This is a genomic window from Labilibaculum euxinicum (assembly GCF_963678175.1).
Lineage (GTDB): Bacteria > Bacteroidota > Bacteroidia > Bacteroidales > Marinifilaceae > Labilibaculum > Labilibaculum euxinus.
Genome location: NZ_OY782756.1, coordinates 3,964,782 through 3,980,378, shown reverse-complemented (window position 1 = coordinate 3,980,378; position 15,597 = coordinate 3,964,782). Strand labels below are relative to the sequence as shown.

At 36.0% G+C, this 15,597-nt stretch carries 15 protein-coding genes; 8 read left to right on the top strand and 7 right to left on the bottom strand.

From position 1 onward, the window contains the following. The first annotated feature begins 192 nt into the window (after positions 1-192). Complete coding sequence (locus ACY0M5_RS15965) at positions 193-894, top strand: DNA-binding domain-containing protein (protein ID WP_461629808.1); 702 nt, start codon at positions 193-195, stop codon at positions 892-894. Positions 895-1,812: 918 nt separating this feature from the next. On the opposite strand, the gene ACY0M5_RS15960 is transcribed toward ACY0M5_RS15965, so the two are convergent. Further along, positions 1,813-3,078 carry a metallophosphoesterase gene (locus tag ACY0M5_RS15960; RefSeq protein WP_461629807.1) on the bottom strand — a complete coding sequence of 422 codons (1,266 nt, stop codon included), beginning with the start codon at positions 3,076-3,078 and terminating at the stop codon, positions 1,813-1,815. A gap of 133 nt (positions 3,079-3,211) precedes the next feature. Here ACY0M5_RS15960 and ACY0M5_RS15955 point away from each other — a divergent pair, with 133 nt between their 5' ends. Together ACY0M5_RS15955 and ACY0M5_RS15950 are read left to right on the top strand one after the other, a co-directional pair. Further along, complete coding sequence (locus ACY0M5_RS15955; RefSeq protein WP_124992629.1) at positions 3,212-3,784, top strand: nitroreductase family protein; 573 nt, start codon at positions 3,212-3,214, stop codon at positions 3,782-3,784. Positions 3,785-4,097: 313 nt separating this feature from the next. After that, entirely contained in the window at positions 4,098-5,045 is a 948-nt protein-coding gene (locus ACY0M5_RS15950; protein WP_461629806.1) for an NAD(P)-dependent alcohol dehydrogenase, read from the top strand. Between the two features lie 93 nt (positions 5,046-5,138). On the opposite strand, the gene ACY0M5_RS15945 is transcribed toward ACY0M5_RS15950, so the two are convergent. Together ACY0M5_RS15945 and ACY0M5_RS15940 are read right to left on the bottom strand one after the other, a co-directional pair. Then, entirely contained in the window at positions 5,139-5,738 is a 600-nt protein-coding gene (locus ACY0M5_RS15945; RefSeq protein ID WP_461629805.1) for a thioredoxin family protein, read from the bottom strand. Positions 5,739-5,749: 11 nt separating this feature from the next. After that, positions 5,750-6,244 carry a TlpA disulfide reductase family protein gene (locus ACY0M5_RS15940; protein WP_461629804.1) on the bottom strand — a complete coding sequence of 165 codons (495 nt, stop codon included), beginning with the start codon at positions 6,242-6,244 and terminating at the stop codon, positions 5,750-5,752. 626 nt (positions 6,245-6,870) lie between these two features. Between ACY0M5_RS15940 and ACY0M5_RS15935 the strand changes: the two genes are divergently transcribed. Further along, the gene (locus tag ACY0M5_RS15935) at positions 6,871-7,710 is read left to right on the top strand and encodes a prephenate dehydratase (RefSeq protein ID WP_124992633.1); all 840 of its coding nucleotides are present in this window, start codon (positions 6,871-6,873) and stop codon (positions 7,708-7,710) included. Here the strand turns inward: ACY0M5_RS15935 and ACY0M5_RS15930 are convergent. After that, positions 7,707-7,976, bottom strand: coding sequence for a 4a-hydroxytetrahydrobiopterin dehydratase (locus tag ACY0M5_RS15930; RefSeq protein ID WP_156195931.1), 270 nt, complete (start codon positions 7,974-7,976; stop codon positions 7,707-7,709). The two genes, ACY0M5_RS15935 and ACY0M5_RS15930, sit on opposite strands and share 4 nt — an antisense overlap. A 123-nt stretch (positions 7,977-8,099) precedes the next feature. Then, entirely contained in the window at positions 8,100-9,065 is a 966-nt protein-coding gene (locus ACY0M5_RS15925; RefSeq protein WP_461629803.1) for a hypothetical protein, read from the bottom strand. Positions 9,066-9,548: 483 nt separating this feature from the next. On the opposite strand from ACY0M5_RS15925, the gene ACY0M5_RS15920 reads away from it, so the two are divergent. Beyond that, positions 9,549-11,567 (top strand): monovalent cation:proton antiporter family protein, encoded by a 2,019-nt coding sequence (locus ACY0M5_RS15920; protein WP_461629802.1) that lies wholly within the window; start codon positions 9,549-9,551, stop codon positions 11,565-11,567. Here the strand turns inward: ACY0M5_RS15920 and ACY0M5_RS15915 are convergent. Both ACY0M5_RS15915 and ACY0M5_RS15910 read right to left on the bottom strand, forming a co-directional pair. Further along, the gene (locus tag ACY0M5_RS15915) at positions 11,556-12,134 is read right to left on the bottom strand and encodes a tetratricopeptide repeat protein (protein WP_124992637.1); all 579 of its coding nucleotides are present in this window, start codon (positions 12,132-12,134) and stop codon (positions 11,556-11,558) included. The genes ACY0M5_RS15920 and ACY0M5_RS15915 overlap by 12 nt on opposite strands. A 117-nt stretch (positions 12,135-12,251) precedes the next feature. Further along, a complete protein-coding gene (locus ACY0M5_RS15910) occupies positions 12,252-12,608 on the bottom strand; it encodes a hypothetical protein (RefSeq protein ID WP_124992638.1) in 357 nt (118 codons plus the stop codon). 211 nt (positions 12,609-12,819) lie between these two features. On the opposite strand from ACY0M5_RS15910, the gene ACY0M5_RS15905 reads away from it, so the two are divergent. From ACY0M5_RS15905 to ACY0M5_RS15895, 3 genes are all read left to right on the top strand, one after another. Continuing rightward, positions 12,820-14,064 (top strand): sensor histidine kinase, encoded by a 1,245-nt coding sequence (locus tag ACY0M5_RS15905; protein ID WP_461629801.1) that lies wholly within the window; start codon positions 12,820-12,822, stop codon positions 14,062-14,064. A 9-nt stretch (positions 14,065-14,073) separates the two neighbouring features. Continuing rightward, positions 14,074-14,766, top strand: a complete 693-nt coding sequence (locus ACY0M5_RS15900) for a response regulator transcription factor (protein WP_124992640.1) — start codon at positions 14,074-14,076, stop codon at positions 14,764-14,766. Positions 14,767-14,838: 72 nt separating this feature from the next. Further along, a complete protein-coding gene (locus ACY0M5_RS15895) occupies positions 14,839-15,504 on the top strand; it encodes a YggS family pyridoxal phosphate-dependent enzyme (protein WP_461629800.1) in 666 nt (221 codons plus the stop codon). Positions 15,505-15,597: the final 93 nt, after the last annotated feature.

The window sequence follows — 15,597 nt, the reverse complement described above, 5'->3', positions numbered from 1 at the left end:
GGTTTTGATATGTGGGGATAATTAAATAGTTTCAGTCTGTTTTTGTTACGTGGGGAGGGGGTTTGGCAACAAATAGCCACCTTTTAACAATGCAAAAAAAAACAGGCAACCCATTGGCCGAGCATCTTCAACTTTTGCGGGTAGGAAATGCAGCCAACGGACCCTGTCCCTTTTATATAATTTTTTCAAATTATGACGTTAAGATACGGATTAATTCCGAATCATCTAACTGATGATCCTGATGATTACATGGGCATGGTGACCGATAACGAAACCATTGGCACAGAGCAAATTGTTGAGCAAATGATTGGCAAAGGCTCTACCGTAACCAAGGCTGAGGCCTTATCGGTAATCGAAGAATTTAATTACGCTGTGGTGCAGGCCGTGGCCAGTGGCAACAATGTAAACACCGAGCTGTTTAAGGTGTATCCGAGTATTTCGGGGGTGTTTGTTAACCAGAGCGATAGTTTCGATAAAACACGCCATTCTATTCGTTTGAAGTTGAATGCCGGCCATCGTTTGTCCGAAGCGATTGGGAATATCGAATTGCGTAAGGTAGAAATATCTGCGGCACAGCCAGTAATTCAACAATTTACCGATTTAAAAACCAAAGCCGTAAACGAGACCTTTAGTCCGGGTCAGATTGCTTCCCTAAAAGGATCACTTTTAAAATTCGATGAGGAAGATGATGATCAGGGAATCTTTTTTATCGCGGGTGATGGTGCGGCAACCAAAGTAGTGAATGTGGTGAAAAACAAACCCTCTGAATTGTTGTTTTTTGTACCTGAAGCCTTAAAAACAGGAAGTTTTCAGGTGGAGGTGAGAGCGGCAAAAAAGAATCGTAAAAATATTAAAGCAGGTCGTTTGCTAATTGATCTTGTACCTGTTAGTTAATTGTTTTATTGATTGTTATAAAAGCCAATTTTTTACGAATTGGCTTTTATTTTGTCAGGATATTACCACTTATACCTGTTTTTAGAATAAGACCAGTACTTGTACGATGTCTGTACAAGTAGTGGTCCGATACCTGTACAAGTACTTGTCCGATACCTGGACTAGTAGTAGTCCGGCAATCGAACAAGGAATTCAAAAAATGCAGTACAAAAAAAAAGACTCTTTCGGGTTCTTTCAGTGTTGATTCTAAAACCAGATAGTACAGGGGCGCAGTGTTCCCTTTAAGATGGGAAAATTTTGTTTGTGAACGATTCTCCCGTTTTAAGGGGAAATGTTCGAAGAGCGGAGGGGTGCTTAGGTTTACAATCAATATTGTCCTAATTGATTTTAACAATTGGGCTTTCCGCCCAAACCCGACATCATTTCTTGTCTTGAAACAAAAAACGAAGCAAAGAAATTCAAGGCTGCTTTTTAAAAAACTTCCTTATTTAATTCAAACCTAAGTGCGTACGGGCGATCTTCGAACAAGTTCTCAGCTTCCCGGTCTTACTAAAGGTTTGAACTAAAACGAAAGCTCTTTAAAAAAGATGCCAATCAAATACCTAACTTAAATTGTACCCCTTAAGATTATCACGAGCTGTAAGTTTTTATAAAAGAAGTAATTAATACTTATTCTCAAAAAACGTTTAGGACGCAATTGGTTTACAATCAAACTCTTGCCTGGGAAAGCGAATATTTGGGTATAAAGAGTAGCTGATGGAGAAGGGCCGGAGATGAGGTACTGAAATATAGAGTGGAAAACCTTCCTTCAAAAACAAAGATACTGTCTGGTGTTTTGCAGGAATTCCAGTATAGAATAAAAAAAAGGATACGCAAGTGCGCATCCTCAATATACAAAATTTTAAAATCGGCGTTCAATTAGGTCAGTTCCACAAAAGTAATTTCCGGAGGCATACCAATCCGGCCGGGGAATCCGATGTAACCAAAGCCACGATTCACATAAAGGTATTGATCCCTTTGCTGGTACAATCCGCCCCAGCGAGGATATTTATATTGTACCGGACTCCATTTTATGCCTGCCCGTTCGAGTCCAAACTGCATGCCATGCGTATGACCCGAGAAGGTAAGGGCGATATCCGTATCCAGAACCTGCGCATCCCAATGCGAAGGATCGTGACTCATCAGAATTTTAAAGGGGATATTGGCTGATCCGTTGATTGCTTTTTGTAAATCGCCGTGTTGCGGAAAAGGAGGTTTGCCCCAATTTTCGACACCAACCAGTGCAATTTCTTCCCCGTTTAATGATATGGTTTCCGATTCGTTTAAAAGCAGTTTAAAGCCCATATCTTTATGGAAATCCTTAATTGCCTGTAAATTTTCGGCTTTGTCGGCAGGAGATTTCCAGTACGAATAATCACCGTAGTCGTGATTTCCCATGATGGAATATTTTCCAATTTTAGCATTCATTTTGGATAGTATAGGAGCCCATCCTTCTGTTTCTTCGGCAAAGTTATTTACCAAATCGCCTGTGAATAGAATCAGGTCCGGTTCCTGTTCGTTGATCAGTTCAACAGCCTTGGCAATTTTCTCAAAATTCTTATTGAAACTGCCCAGATGCATGTCTGATATTTGAACGATTTTCAGTCCTTTAAATGATTTGGGAAGGTGATCGAAACCGATCTTTTCGCGCATTACCCTGTAGTTAAATTTCCCTTTGGTTACTCCATATAATATGGATGCAAACGGAATGGCTGCTAAAATCAATCCCATTTGATACAAAAACTCGGATCTCTCCATTTTTCTCTTCGAATTAAATTGTGGTACACTTTTTTTCTTTCTCTCCCCGAACCAATTAATGATTCCTGCAATCGCCCCTAGTATATCTTTTAATAGAACGAAAAGTATAAATACAAACTTTGGAATGTAAAACAATGAAAAACCAGCTACCAGGTATCCAACATAAACGTAGGTTTCAGATTGTTGTACATGCTTAATCCCGAACATGAACAGGGTAAAACCGGCAAAAACTAAAACTGAAACAGCCCAAAACAAGATGGTTAATGATTGTCTTGCCAGCGAATATTTTATTCTGGCAATCAGAGGTTTTATGCCACGGTAGGTGTAAATATCTACCAACAGCATAAATAGTAACAGAGGAATCAATAAATATACACTTGCTTTCATCCAGATTTTTATAAGTGGTTCATTGATTATTAAATAGGCCCAAATATAGACAATAAAATACAAGCAAGTCCTTAATTTTTGTTAAAATATACTTATCTTCAGAGGAGTGTAACCCTTATAAACCTATAGAGAAATGAGTGCGAAAATTCATGAATTGATAGACAAACGTTGGAGTCCAAGAGCCTTTTCGGATCAGGAAATTGAACCAGACAAGATTGAAAAATTATTCGAGGCAGCATCATTTGCTGCGTCTTGTTTTAATGAACAACCATGGCGGTTTGTTTACGCAACAAAAGATTACCCGGAACGGTACAATCAACTGATGTCTTGTTTGGTAGAGTTTAATCAGATGTGGGTAAAAACAGCACCTATGATTATTTTGACACTAGCTGCAAAAAAGTTTGCTCAGAATCAAAAAGAAAATCTTCATGCACGTCATGATTTAGGTCTGGCCATTGGAAATATGTCTGCCCAAGCAACAGATATGGGGTTATATATGCATCAAATGGCTGGTTTTAGTGTTGAAAAGGCTCGTGAGATGTTCGAAATTCCTTCCGATTTTGATATTGTAACAATGATCGCTGTTGGTTATAGAGGCGATCCAATGCAATTGCCCGAAAATATCAGGGAAATGGAATCGAGTAAAAGGGAGCGGCGCTCTTTGGATAAAATTCTGTTCGATGGCGATTGGGACGATATGAAATAAAATGTATTTGGAATATAGACTTGGCTTATCCTTAGGGGTAAGCCTTTTTATTTTGAAAATACAGGAAACTTGTTGTAACTTGATTTACGTACAAGAAATTCATTATGAGAGTCTTGGATCAGTAATCTTTTAGGATATGAAACAACCATGTAAAAAGTATTACACACAGGATATTGAGTGTGATTTGGGAGTTGCATCTGACAAAACCTTAAAATTATAAACAGATGAAACGTCAATGGATAAAGCTTTCTACACACAGGGAGATGATTATATTGTAAGTTCCATCTGACAATTGCATAAAAATTATAAACAGATGAAAGCGGTAGTAATGAAAAAATACGGGACGCCGGATGTTTTGGAGATTGCCAATCTTTCCCGCCCGCAGATAAATGACACACAGGTTTTGGTTGAGGTTTATGCTTCATCAGTAAATCCGGTCGATTGGAAAATCCGTAAAGGCAGTTTGAAGCTATTCATGAGAAAGAAATTACCCTGTATTTTAGGAGGTGATATAGCCGGACGAGTGGTCGAAATAGGCAAAAAAGTACAGTTCTTTCGGGTTGGCGATGAGGTGTTTGGGAAAATTGATATTACAAAGAATGGTGCGTATGCTGAATATGTAGCTACCACTGCAAGCCATCTGGCATTAAAACCGCAAAATATGAATTTTGAAGAGGCTGCCACTTTGCCTTTGGCAGGATTAACAGCCTTGCAGGCACTTCGTGATATGGGTGGAATTCGCAAAGGAATGAATGTAATGGTGAATGGCTGCTCGGGAGGTGTTGGGTCTTTTGCAGTTCAAATTGCAAAAGCTTATGGCTGTGAAGTTACAGGAGTTTGCAGCAGCAGAAATGTGCAGTTTGCAAAAGATTTGGGTGCCGACCGTGTTGTTGACTATATCAAACAGGATATTGTTTCGCTTCAGGAAGAGTACGACATTTTTTTCGATGTGGTAGGAAATCAGGAATATTCAAAAGTAAAACACATTTTGCAGCGGGGAGGAGTTTTTGTGACAACTCTTCCTTCTTTCAATATTCTTTTGCTTGGGTCTGTTCATAACCTGCTTAGTTCCAAAAAAATGAAGAAGATATTTGTGCAGGAAAGTAAGGCAGATCTCGAATTATTGGCTGATTTTGTTGATGCAGGTCTTTTAAAAACTTACATCGATAAATCTTACGATTTAATGGATGTTGCCAAAGCTCATCAGTACAGTGAAACGGGCAGGGTGGTTGGAAAGCTCTCTTTAAAAATTGCCGAATAAACAGGATTCAAATCCTCAGATTAGAATGTAATTGAATTTTAGTAAAGATCCGGGTATCATTTGATACCCGGATCTTTTCCTTTGATACTTTCTCTATCCTTTGGTCTTAATTCCACAACCAATTGCTTTTGTCGAAGTAGTTTCCGGTTTTTTATTTTGTAAGAGTGCATCCACAGCATCCTCAACATATGTGCTTGTAACCTGAGATGCGTCTTTGTAATTGTTATCGATCGCACCAATATATTCTACTGTGTATTCTCCGCTTTTATTGCTTAAGATAAAAACGTGAGGAGTTTTGGTTGCGCCAAATCTCTTAAATACATCCTGTGTTTCATCCATCAAGTATGGGAATGTAAATCCTTTTTCCTTTGCCCGTACAATCATATTGTCGAAAGAATCGCTTTCGTACAATTCCGGATCGTTTGGATTGATCGCAATTACCGGGAATCCTTTTTCCTTGTATTTTTTGTCAATTTCGATAATTCGATCTTCATAAGCTACAGCATAAGGACAATGATTGCATGTGAAAATCACAATGAATCCTTTGGCATCCTTGTAATCGGCGAGCGAAATCTGTTTCCCATCAACATTTTTCAGTTTAAAGTCTTTCGCCTTGTCGCCTATCTGGTAGCCTTGAGCTTGTATTCCTATTGCGGCCACTATAAACAGACCCAAAATCAATACTTTCTTCATAATTATAAATTTTAATTCGGTTGATTATTTAATTTATCAATTGAGCCCGCCAATTCGTCGTACGAAATCTGACGGGTAAAAACTTTTCGAATCCCTTTTTTATAGATAAGAGTTGCAGGAAGAGCACCATCCCAGTTTTTATCCACTTTTCCAATCCAGCTGTTTGCATCCGGATCATCAAGCAAAACAACTTCAGCATTTATATTCTTTTTCTTTAAAAAGCCGAGTAAGCGATCTTCTGTATTTTTTCCAAAATCGAGACTAATCAGTATTACTTTCACCTTTTTATCTGTATAATCTTTACGGATATCTTCAAATTCGGGGAGTTCTTCAACGCATGGTTTGCACCACATCGCCCAAAAGTTAATCACGTAAGTGGTATCATTCTGATAATGGAAAATAGGTTCCAATTCATTAAAATTGTAGGATTTTATTTCCTGAGCGCTCACTGATTTTATAGAAATAATAAGCAAGCTAAGTAGTAATAATTGGGATCTAAATTTCATTTTCTATATATAAAGATGTTGAGGTATTAAATATACTATTATTGATTGAGAAAGAACAGACCCGGTTGTTATTGATCTGTTAAAATTTACGGTTGCAAGAGGATTGTGCGGGTGTTGAGAAGAATAACTTAGCTGCTGCATGGTAAAATTGAGTGGTTTAACAGCACAACTTTGTGCATCAGAATGATAATTGTCAGGTTGTATGAAATATTTTTTTACCTTTGAAAAGAATTAGTACAGAAAGTATGAATAACAATATCCATATCGGGCGATTTTTCTTTTTTAGCAACTGTTGTTAGAAGAGGATTCACGTACTATTTAATTGATGATGAGCCTCTGTAAGGGCTCTTTTTTTTTGACTATATGAAACGTCCATGTTATAGGTGTTTTGATAAACATTGAGATGACTATTCCAGCATGGTAATCCCGAAAGCTTTCGGGACCATATGACAAAAACTTAAAATTATAAACAGATGAAAACAGTATTTTTTAATAGTTGGTTTTTTATTTTTTTCTTTTTTAGCGGAGAGAAGAACAGGATTCCAATGAAATAAAATGTAATATTATTCACAAAGGGTCCTGATTATTTAGGACTCTTTTTTGTGATACAAAATCTAACTATAACCATGGAGAAAAGAAAAATTGTAATTCAAGGAGTTGAGGGGTGTTTTCACCATTTGGCTGCCAATGCCTATTACGGAGAAGATGTTGAAATTATTCCTGCCGGTAATTTTGCCACACTTGTTGAATTAATACAGGATGAATCGGTATGCGATGGTGGAATAATGGCGATTGAAAATTCTATTGCCGGAAGTATTCTGCAGAATTACGGGCTTCTTCAGGATTCCGGTCTTGTAATTGAAGGGGAGATATTTCTGAGAATTAAGCAAAATTTAATGGCTTTGCCCGGGCAAAAAATTGAAGATTTAAAAGAAGTTCATTCCCATCCAATGGCAATTCATCAGTGTCGTGCTTTCTTTCACGATTATCCTGATATTAAATTGGTGGAAATGGAGGATACGGCCTTAAGTGCGAAGAATGTGAGAGACAATCAATTGATGGGTGTGGGAGCTATTGCCGGTGATTATCCGGCAGAATTGTATGGCTTGGAAATTATAGCTGAGGAAATTGAAAGTATAAAAGACAATCAAACCCGTTTTTTTCTTTTAAAGAGACAGAAAGATGTTGTTCCAAACGGAGGATACAATAAGGCATCATTATATTTTAGTACCAGTCATAAACCGGGGAGCTTGTCTTATATTTTGGATTGTTTTGCCAAGGAGAACATTAATCTTTCGAAGATTCAATCTTTGCCGATTCCTGGTATCAACTGGCAATACTTTTTTCATGTCGATTTGGAATTTCAGGGACCCCGGCAGTTTAGGGATGCGTTGGATAAAATATCAGCTTACACGAAAGGAATGCAAGTGTTGGGTACTTACAACAAAGGTCTTGTGATCACCTAAAAGACTTTCATCGAGTCAAAAACTTTGTCGATGCTTTTGGCAAGAATAATGTCTTTTTTTGTGATTTTACCCTTGGAGTGGGTGGTTAAAATTAGACGTACATTTTTATAGTTGTACAGTTTGATATCTGGATGATGATCCATGTTTTCAGCTTCGGCAGCCACTAAATTTATAAAATTGATTGCTTCAATGAAGTTCGGCAATTCATAATTTTTAACCAATTTACTGTCTATTTCACTCCAACCCTGATCCAATAATATATTCATGATATTTTCATTTAGTATTTAAAAGATACATAAAGTCTAAACCAAAGTAAATAGAAAAAACGGGACAACTTAATTAAGTTGCCCCGTATCTGATTTCTTAATTGAAAGTTTGATAAAGTATTCTTATAATGCGAGCTCGCGATCCAATTCTTCGCCCATTATCTGGGCGCCGCTGTAAAGCACTGACCTTTCTTCTGCCTCCATATAAATATCGAACGGTAAGGATATTTCATAGGCCGATTGAACTATCGCTGCAATATCATCTTTGGCGCCTAAGTGTGTTCTCCAGTTAGTTTCCGTTTTGTCAAGAAGGTATGCATAAACAGGTCCGGAAAAATAAGCGAAGCAGTTTACAAAAGATGGAGATTCCCACATTGCGTGCAGCTTATTTTGCAAATATGTCTTTAAATCTTTATCGTTTCTGCATAATTTTTGAGCTGTATATTCGGCCATGCCTTCGTGAATCTCAAATCGATTTTCACAGCCGTCACATTTGCCATATAAAGCTCTGCGGTAATGGCGAAAACAGAGCGCATCAGTAATCGCCTGTTTTTTATTTTCTCCTTCACTTTGCAGAGCCAGCTCAAGAGCTTTCCATTCAAGCTTCAACCAAAAACGGGCTTCCATTTCATCCATATGCTTGTTGTTATAAGGTTCTGGTTTTAAATCCATTTCAGGTTGAACACAATGAAAAGCTTCATGAAGAATAATACATTGTCTTTCAATTTTATCTTCAGGCAAGGGCAGTGGGATAACGGCCCAAATTTGATTGCCGATTTTGGCTGGTCCTTTTATTACATCAACAAAATTTGGGAGAATACCGGTGTAAATTTCATTATAGGAGTTTAAACCTAACTTTTTGCTATTGTTATTTGAGTAGATTCGTCCATTTTCTTTATCGACTAAAAGAATTGGAACATCAAGAGTTCTTCCCCAAAGCATGCCATTGTCCTTAAGACATAACGCTTTGGTTTCCTTTAGGATAGTCTCAATATCTTTAAGATCATATGATTCTGCCATACTCAATGAACAAGACATTAATACTATGCCTGGAAACAGGAAAATCCATATAAAACTATATTTTTTCATTCGAGTTGGTTAATTAGTTATTTGTCTGATTATTAATAGAGTTATGATTCGTATTGAATCACAGTGGCTTTGCACTTTTTATACATCAGTATTTGTGCCATCAACTCTAATTATATGTATGTCAGTGTGTAATGTGGCTTTGATCTATTTTTATAGAGTCTTAATAGTGTTGGGTATCGTACAGTTGGTGTTCGGATATGAACAATTTAAATGTTTGTGAAATAGAACCAAAATAGTGAACCTGTTTTTATCATTAATCAGAATTATTTGAATGAATTGGCATTCTGGTTTTTTTCCAAATAAATGGCTAATCAATTTACTGCGTTGCTTTGATTGATATAATTCTGTATCTTAAAAATGAAAATTTGTGAAAATTTACTGAGTTCTAATTGGGATGAATCTTATTCTGAGTTTTGTAATTAAAGAACTGGTTGGAAGTGTAATAGATAAATGAAAGTATCTCTTTAACCTTAATCTGATTGAATGAATAATTACCTTGAAATAATTGTATTTATTGCAGGATTCCTGATTGTTGCAACAGCAGCGAACCGGATTTCAAAATATTTCCCAAAAGTAAAATTGCCGGTAATAACCGGTCTTTTATTTATCGGAATTGTTTCCGGGCCTTTTGTATTAAATCTAATTCCTAAACCGGCTATATCTAAACTGTATTTCATTAATGAAATTTCTCTTTCTTTTATCGCTTTTGTAGCTGGAGCTGAACTTTACTTAAAGGAGTTGAAGGGAAGAATGAAAAGTATTAAATGGATGACCTTTGGGCAATTGTTTTTCACCTTTGTGCTGAGTGGTATTGTTGTTATGCTTTTGTCTGATCATATTCATTTTTTAAAGGATGCCGGTTTTAATATGAAATTGGCAATCGTGATGCTTATAGGAGTTATTTTTGTTGCAAGATCTCCCGTTTCTGCAATTGCAGTAATAAACGAAATGAGAGCCAAGGGGCCATTTACGCAAACAGCTATTGGTGTAACGGTAGTAAAAGATGTTTTAGTAATTATTTTATTTACCATTTGTTTCGCAGTTGCAGATGCCTTAATATCTGATATTCCTTTTGATATTTGGTTGTTGATTATTTTGTTTGGAGAGTTATGTCTTTCACTTTTACTGGGCTTTTTGCTTGGGTTACTTATGAATTTTGTTCTTGAGTTAAGATTGGCTACATGGATGAAGTCATTTTTACTTTTACTGTCTGGTTACAGCGTTTATTTGTTCGCACATTTTGTGCATGAAAAAAGTCAGATATATTTTGGATTTGATTTATATATTGAACCACTGTTAGTATGTATCATTGGAAGTTTTGTAGTTGTTAATTTTGGTAAGTTTCGCAGAGAATTCGTTAATATAATTCAGATGGTCGTTCCTTTTGTTTATGTTGTTTTCTTTACACTTACAGGTGCTTCCATTTCAATAGATATTTTAAAAGATACATGGGCCATTGCGCTTTTATTTTTTACAATTCGTTTAATAAGCATGGCTATTGGAGCTTTTATCGGAGGTTCATTGGGCGGGGATCCGCCGCGTTTTAATCGTATTTCCTGGATGCCATATGTTACTCAGGCTGGTGTTGCTATCGGTTTGGTTGAAGTTGTTTCAGTTAAATACCCGGATTGGGGACCGGAGTTTTCTACGATCTTAATTGCAGTAATTGTATTGAATCAAATTTTGGGTCCACCACTTTTTAAGTGGTCAATATTGTTGGTAGGTGAAAGCCATAAAAGAAGAGACTTATTGCACGAAAACAAAATTCAGAAAGCTATTATTTTCGGTTTGGAAGGACAATCGCTTGCTTTAGCTCGGCAATTAAAGGAACATGACTGGGTGGTTAAATTAGTAACCCGTAATGAGGAGAGAGCCAGGTTGGAATACCAGGGAGTGGATGTAACTCATGTGAAAGAATTAAGTTTGCCCGAATTAAAACGGCTTGAAGCCGATAAAGCGGATGCGATAGTGCTGCTGAACCAGGATGAGGATAATCTTAAATTTTGTGAATTAGCTTATGAACATTTTGGCACACGGGATATTGTTGTTAGGGTAAATGAGAGGAGTTATGTAAGTAAATTCCACGAGCTGGGAGCTCTGATCGTTGAACCTTCTACAGTAATGGTAAGCTTAATGGATCATCTGGTGCGATCACCAATTGCCACCTCATTATTGCTTGGTATGGAAAAAGATCAGGATACTGTGGACATTGAAATGCAAAATAAAGAATTGCACGGCATCACTTTAAGGGATTTACAAATTCCTACCGATGTTATTATTTTGGCTACCAAACGTAATAATAACACCTTAATTTCTACCGGCTATACACGACTTCGGTTGGGTGATGTGTTAACCGTTGTTGGATCTGTGGAAAGTCTGGAAAAGGTTCGTTTAAAAATGGAAGATACAGACCTGCCTGGTTATAACAAAGCTCGTTTTATGGGAAAATCAATTTCATTCAAAAGAAAGTCAATCAAGACAGATCTGGATTTACCAGGTTAAAAATACGGTAGTCCAGAATGCCAAAGGAACGACAGTATTCCAGATAACTTCTTCGCGATGGCGAGCCCGGTAAATTCGTTCATTTTCTACTTGAAACCGCATTGACTGCAACATCGCATCATAATTTTGTTGTGCTGTTATTTCCCGTTCCCTTTGAATGTTATCAAGATAAATAATTACCTCCCGGCTTTTATTTGGATTACTGTTTAAGACTTCTAGTAAGTCAGATTCAGATTCGTTTAAACGATTTAGATGGTAAAGTGCCATGCCTCTTTGCAGTCTTACTTCGGATAGGTAAGGTTTTTTACTCAGCACATGGTCAAAATCAAGAATTGCTTCGTCGTATTTTTTCAACTGCATTTTTGCGTATCCACGATCTTGAAAAATGGTGGAATAGTAAGGCATAATAGTAATGGCAGTGTCTAAGTAAAGGATGGCTTTTTCATATTCCCCCTGCAATATAAGAGTTCTTCCATTGTCATGATATTCCATGTATCTTTCTACATTCTGTGAAAATACTCCGGAAAAACCAAAAACACCAATAAATAAAAACAGCAGATTTTTCATTGTAAAACAGTTTACGTTCTATTGAATTAACTCTTAAAGTAAGAACATAAATTGTACCAAACTGCATAAAAAAACCCTTCAATTTTATTGAAGGGTTTGCAGATATAGAAGATATCCTTATGATTTCTTACAACATTCTTTTTTGCAGTCTTTAGGACATTTAGTTTCTGCCTTGGCTTCTTTAGTACAACAAGCTTTTTTACAGTCTTTTTCACATTTTTCTGCTTTAGCTTCCTTTGTGCATTTTTTTGCTTTATCACATTTTTCAGCCTTAGCTTCTTTGGTGCAACAGGCTTTTGTACAGTCTTTGGAACATTTTTTCTTTTCAACTTTTTTCTTCTCCTGATCCTGTTTTTGATCTTGATCCTGAGACAGAGAAATTTGATTGTCAAAGATTGAAATTACCGGTTGAGCAGCAAAACTTACTACATTTATCGCAAATACAAATAGGAGTCCAAATAATAACTTTTTCATGTTTTTTTTATTTAAATGTTAATTAATCCGTTTTAGTCTAATTTTGAATTGAATACTACAAGAACGTAAAAGATCTTTTTATCTCTTGTTAATGAATTGTTAAAGCATCAAAAACTCTTAAAATTTACACTAATTTTGAGTTGTGAAAAAGATCATAAGATATGGATGTTAAGGAAGTAATTAGTCTATGAGTTTGTTGCTTAAAAATACAATGCGAAAATTTAAAGTTTATAGAATCCAGATATTTATTGTTATTTCAATAATTGTTCTTCTTCTTCTTCTTTTAATTCAAATTAGATGGATAAGCAGAGCCAGAAGCTTAAACGAAGAGCAATTCAATCATCGTGTTGGCTTGGCCTTGCATGAGTCTGTCGATGAGTTTACAAAAGATCAGGAGAGTTGTGAGAAGATGCGGGAGTGCATGTCTAAATCGAAATACAACGCTTCGGATAGTGAGCTTTTAAAGATGGAGGTGAGCCGCCTGGATTCAATTATTCATCAGCAATTTAAAAATTATCAGATTCAATCGCCATATACCATTGAAGTATTAAGTACTGCTGACGAGCAGCCTAAAAGTAAATGCTTTTACTATAGTTTGCGTAAAGCATTAAGTCACGATAAGGCAATATTAAATGTCTATTTCCAAAAAAGAGAGAAAAATTTAATGGATAGTATGGGAAGTATGTTTATTTGCTCATTAATTCTTATTTTAATTCTTTGTACATTTTTCGGGATAACCGTTTTTTCATTGATAAATGATAAAAAGATTTTGGGTAGAACTACTGATCTGATTAATAATATAGCACACGAGTTTAAGACACCGATGGCAACAATTTCGCTGGCCAGTGGAATGTTAAAACGAAATAAGGTTTATGTCGATCCCAATCAAGTAGTTCATTATTCAAGCATGATTTTTTCAGAGAATAATCGCTTGAAAAGTCAAGTAGATCAGTTGTTGAAACTGGCTTGTATGGAACGCGGAGAATTGCAGTTAAATTCAGATCAAATAAATTTGCACTCCTTATTAAAAGAGTGTTCCGATTTTATTTCCGTGCAATTGGCAGAGCGGGAAGGAACCATAACGTACAAGCTGAATGCGGAAAATGATATGGTTTGTGGTGATAAAGATTTACTGCAGAATGTATTGTTAAATATTCTGGATAATGCAGTGAAGTATTCCGAATCTAAACCAGAAATAGAAGTTGAGACTAAAAACACGAATGGACATCTTTATATTGCGGTAACCGATAAGGGAATTGGAATGACTAAAGAGGAACAGAAGCATGTATTCGATAGATATTACAGAGCTCCAACCGGCGACTTGCATGATGTGAAAGGTTTTGGTATTGGCTTGTCCTATTCAAAAATGATCATTGATTCTCATAAAGGTTCAATAAATGTTTTGAGCAAAAGAAACTCTGGCAGTACCTTTACTATTGTTTTACCATCAATCTAAAATTATTTTATGACCAATTCTAAAAATATATTGCTAGTTGAGGATGATCCTAATTTAGGTCTTGTTTTAAATGAATTTCTAAAAATGGAGGGCTTTTCGGTAAGTTTAGCCCGAGATGGGGAGAAAGGATTCGAGTCTTTCTCTAATTCTAAGTTTGACCTTTGTTTATTGGATTGCATGATGCCAAAAATGGATGGTTTTACTTTGGGGAAAAAGATTCGTGAAATTAATCAAGAGATTCCCATTATCTTTTTAACTGCGAAATCGCTGAAGGAGGATAAGTTAAAAGGTTTTGATTTGGGTGGAGATGATTATATCACGAAACCTTTTGATGAGGACGAGTTAGTCCGAAGAATTAATGCTGTGTTAAAGCGAGTAAATACAACTCCTGAAGTAAAAGAACAAATATTTAATGTGGGTAAATTTGTATACGATCATGCAAATCTCACTTTGACTTTAAATGGAGAAATTTTTCGGATTACTCAAAAAGAGGGGGATGTATTGTATCTTTTGCTTCAGAATAAAAATAATGTATTGCGAAGAGAAGATATACTGGTAAATGTGTGGGGCGAAAATGATTATTTTATGGGACGAAGCCTGGATGTCTTTATCACTAAATTAAGAAAGCACTTAAAATTGGATTCTACCATAAAGATTGAAAATGTGCATGGAGTTGGTTTTATTTTATCAGAAAATAATTAAAATCCCAAACAACACATCAAAATCCATAAAAGTTGTAATTTTGAATCTGAAATTTAAAATCTGCAATTTGCCATGAGCATACCTCAAATAATTAACACTATTCTAGCGAAAATTCCTGCTGACGTAAAATTGGTAGCAGTATCTAAAACCAAACCCAAAGAGGATATAATTGAAGCCTACGAAGGAGGATACCGGATTTTTGGTGAAAATAAACCACAGGAGCTGGCACAAAAATATAACGACCTTCCCAGGGATATAGAATGGCATTTTATTGGTCATCTTCAGACCAATAAGGTGAAGTATATAGCGCCGTTCGTGCAGCTTATTCATGCTGTTGACAGTATTAAATTACTGAAAGAAATTAACAAGCAGGCAGAGAAGAATAATAGAGTTATCAGTTGCTTACTGCAATTTCATATCGCTTCGGAGGAAACTAAATTTGGTCTTACTATCGATGAGGCAAAAGAATTGCTTACTTCGGAAGATTTTAAATCATTAAAAGCGATTCAAATTGCCGGCGTAATGGGAATGGCCACATACACCAATAATGAAATCCAGATCAGAAATGAGTTTGGTAATCTTAGATCCATATTTGAAAGTTTAAAATCAGATTTTTTTATTGACAGTCCTGAATTTAAAGAAATTTCAATGGGAATGTCGGGTGATTATATGCTGGCAATAAGTGAGGGCAGTACAATAATTAGAGTAGGAAGCACAATATTCGGATCGAGATATTAAATTCTGGGTTTTTTATAGTCTAAGTCAGTGCTAAGGATGTAAATATCTCTTTTGAATTTACTATATTTGTTCGTTATCGATTGAAAAATATTA

Bases quoted from the DNA above. Each gene is read 5' to 3' on its own strand.
- ACY0M5_RS15945 (WP_461629805.1), bottom strand. From the start codon at position 5,738: ATGAAGAAAGTATTGATTTTGGGTCTGTTTATAGTGGCCGCAATAGGA.
- ACY0M5_RS15965 (WP_461629808.1), top strand. From the start codon at position 193: ATGACGTTAAGATACGGATTAATTCCGAATCATCTAACTGATGATCCT.
- ACY0M5_RS15920 (WP_461629802.1), top strand. From the start codon at position 9,549: ATGAATAATTACCTTGAAATAATTGTATTTATTGCAGGATTCCTGATT.
- ACY0M5_RS15935 (WP_124992633.1), top strand. From the start codon at position 6,871: ATGGAGAAAAGAAAAATTGTAATTCAAGGAGTTGAGGGGTGTTTTCAC.
- ACY0M5_RS15955 (WP_124992629.1), top strand. From the start codon at position 3,212: ATGAGTGCGAAAATTCATGAATTGATAGACAAACGTTGGAGTCCAAGA.
- ACY0M5_RS15900 (WP_124992640.1), top strand. From the start codon at position 14,074: ATGACCAATTCTAAAAATATATTGCTAGTTGAGGATGATCCTAATTTA.
- ACY0M5_RS15950 (WP_461629806.1), top strand. From the start codon at position 4,098: ATGAAAGCGGTAGTAATGAAAAAATACGGGACGCCGGATGTTTTGGAG.
- ACY0M5_RS15925 (WP_461629803.1), bottom strand. From the start codon at position 9,065: ATGAAAAAATATAGTTTTATATGGATTTTCCTGTTTCCAGGCATAGTA.
- ACY0M5_RS15930 (WP_156195931.1), bottom strand. From the start codon at position 7,976: ATGAATATATTATTGGATCAGGGTTGGAGTGAAATAGACAGTAAATTG.
- ACY0M5_RS15915 (WP_124992637.1), bottom strand. From the start codon at position 12,134: ATGAAAAATCTGCTGTTTTTATTTATTGGTGTTTTTGGTTTTTCCGGA.
- ACY0M5_RS15905 (WP_461629801.1), top strand. From the start codon at position 12,820: ATGCGAAAATTTAAAGTTTATAGAATCCAGATATTTATTGTTATTTCA.
- ACY0M5_RS15960 (WP_461629807.1), bottom strand. From the start codon at position 3,078: ATGAAAGCAAGTGTATATTTATTGATTCCTCTGTTACTATTTATGCTG.
- ACY0M5_RS15895 (WP_461629800.1), top strand. From the start codon at position 14,839: ATGAGCATACCTCAAATAATTAACACTATTCTAGCGAAAATTCCTGCT.
- ACY0M5_RS15940 (WP_461629804.1), bottom strand. From the start codon at position 6,244: ATGAAATTTAGATCCCAATTATTACTACTTAGCTTGCTTATTATTTCT.
- ACY0M5_RS15910 (WP_124992638.1), bottom strand. From the start codon at position 12,608: ATGAAAAAGTTATTATTTGGACTCCTATTTGTATTTGCGATAAATGTA.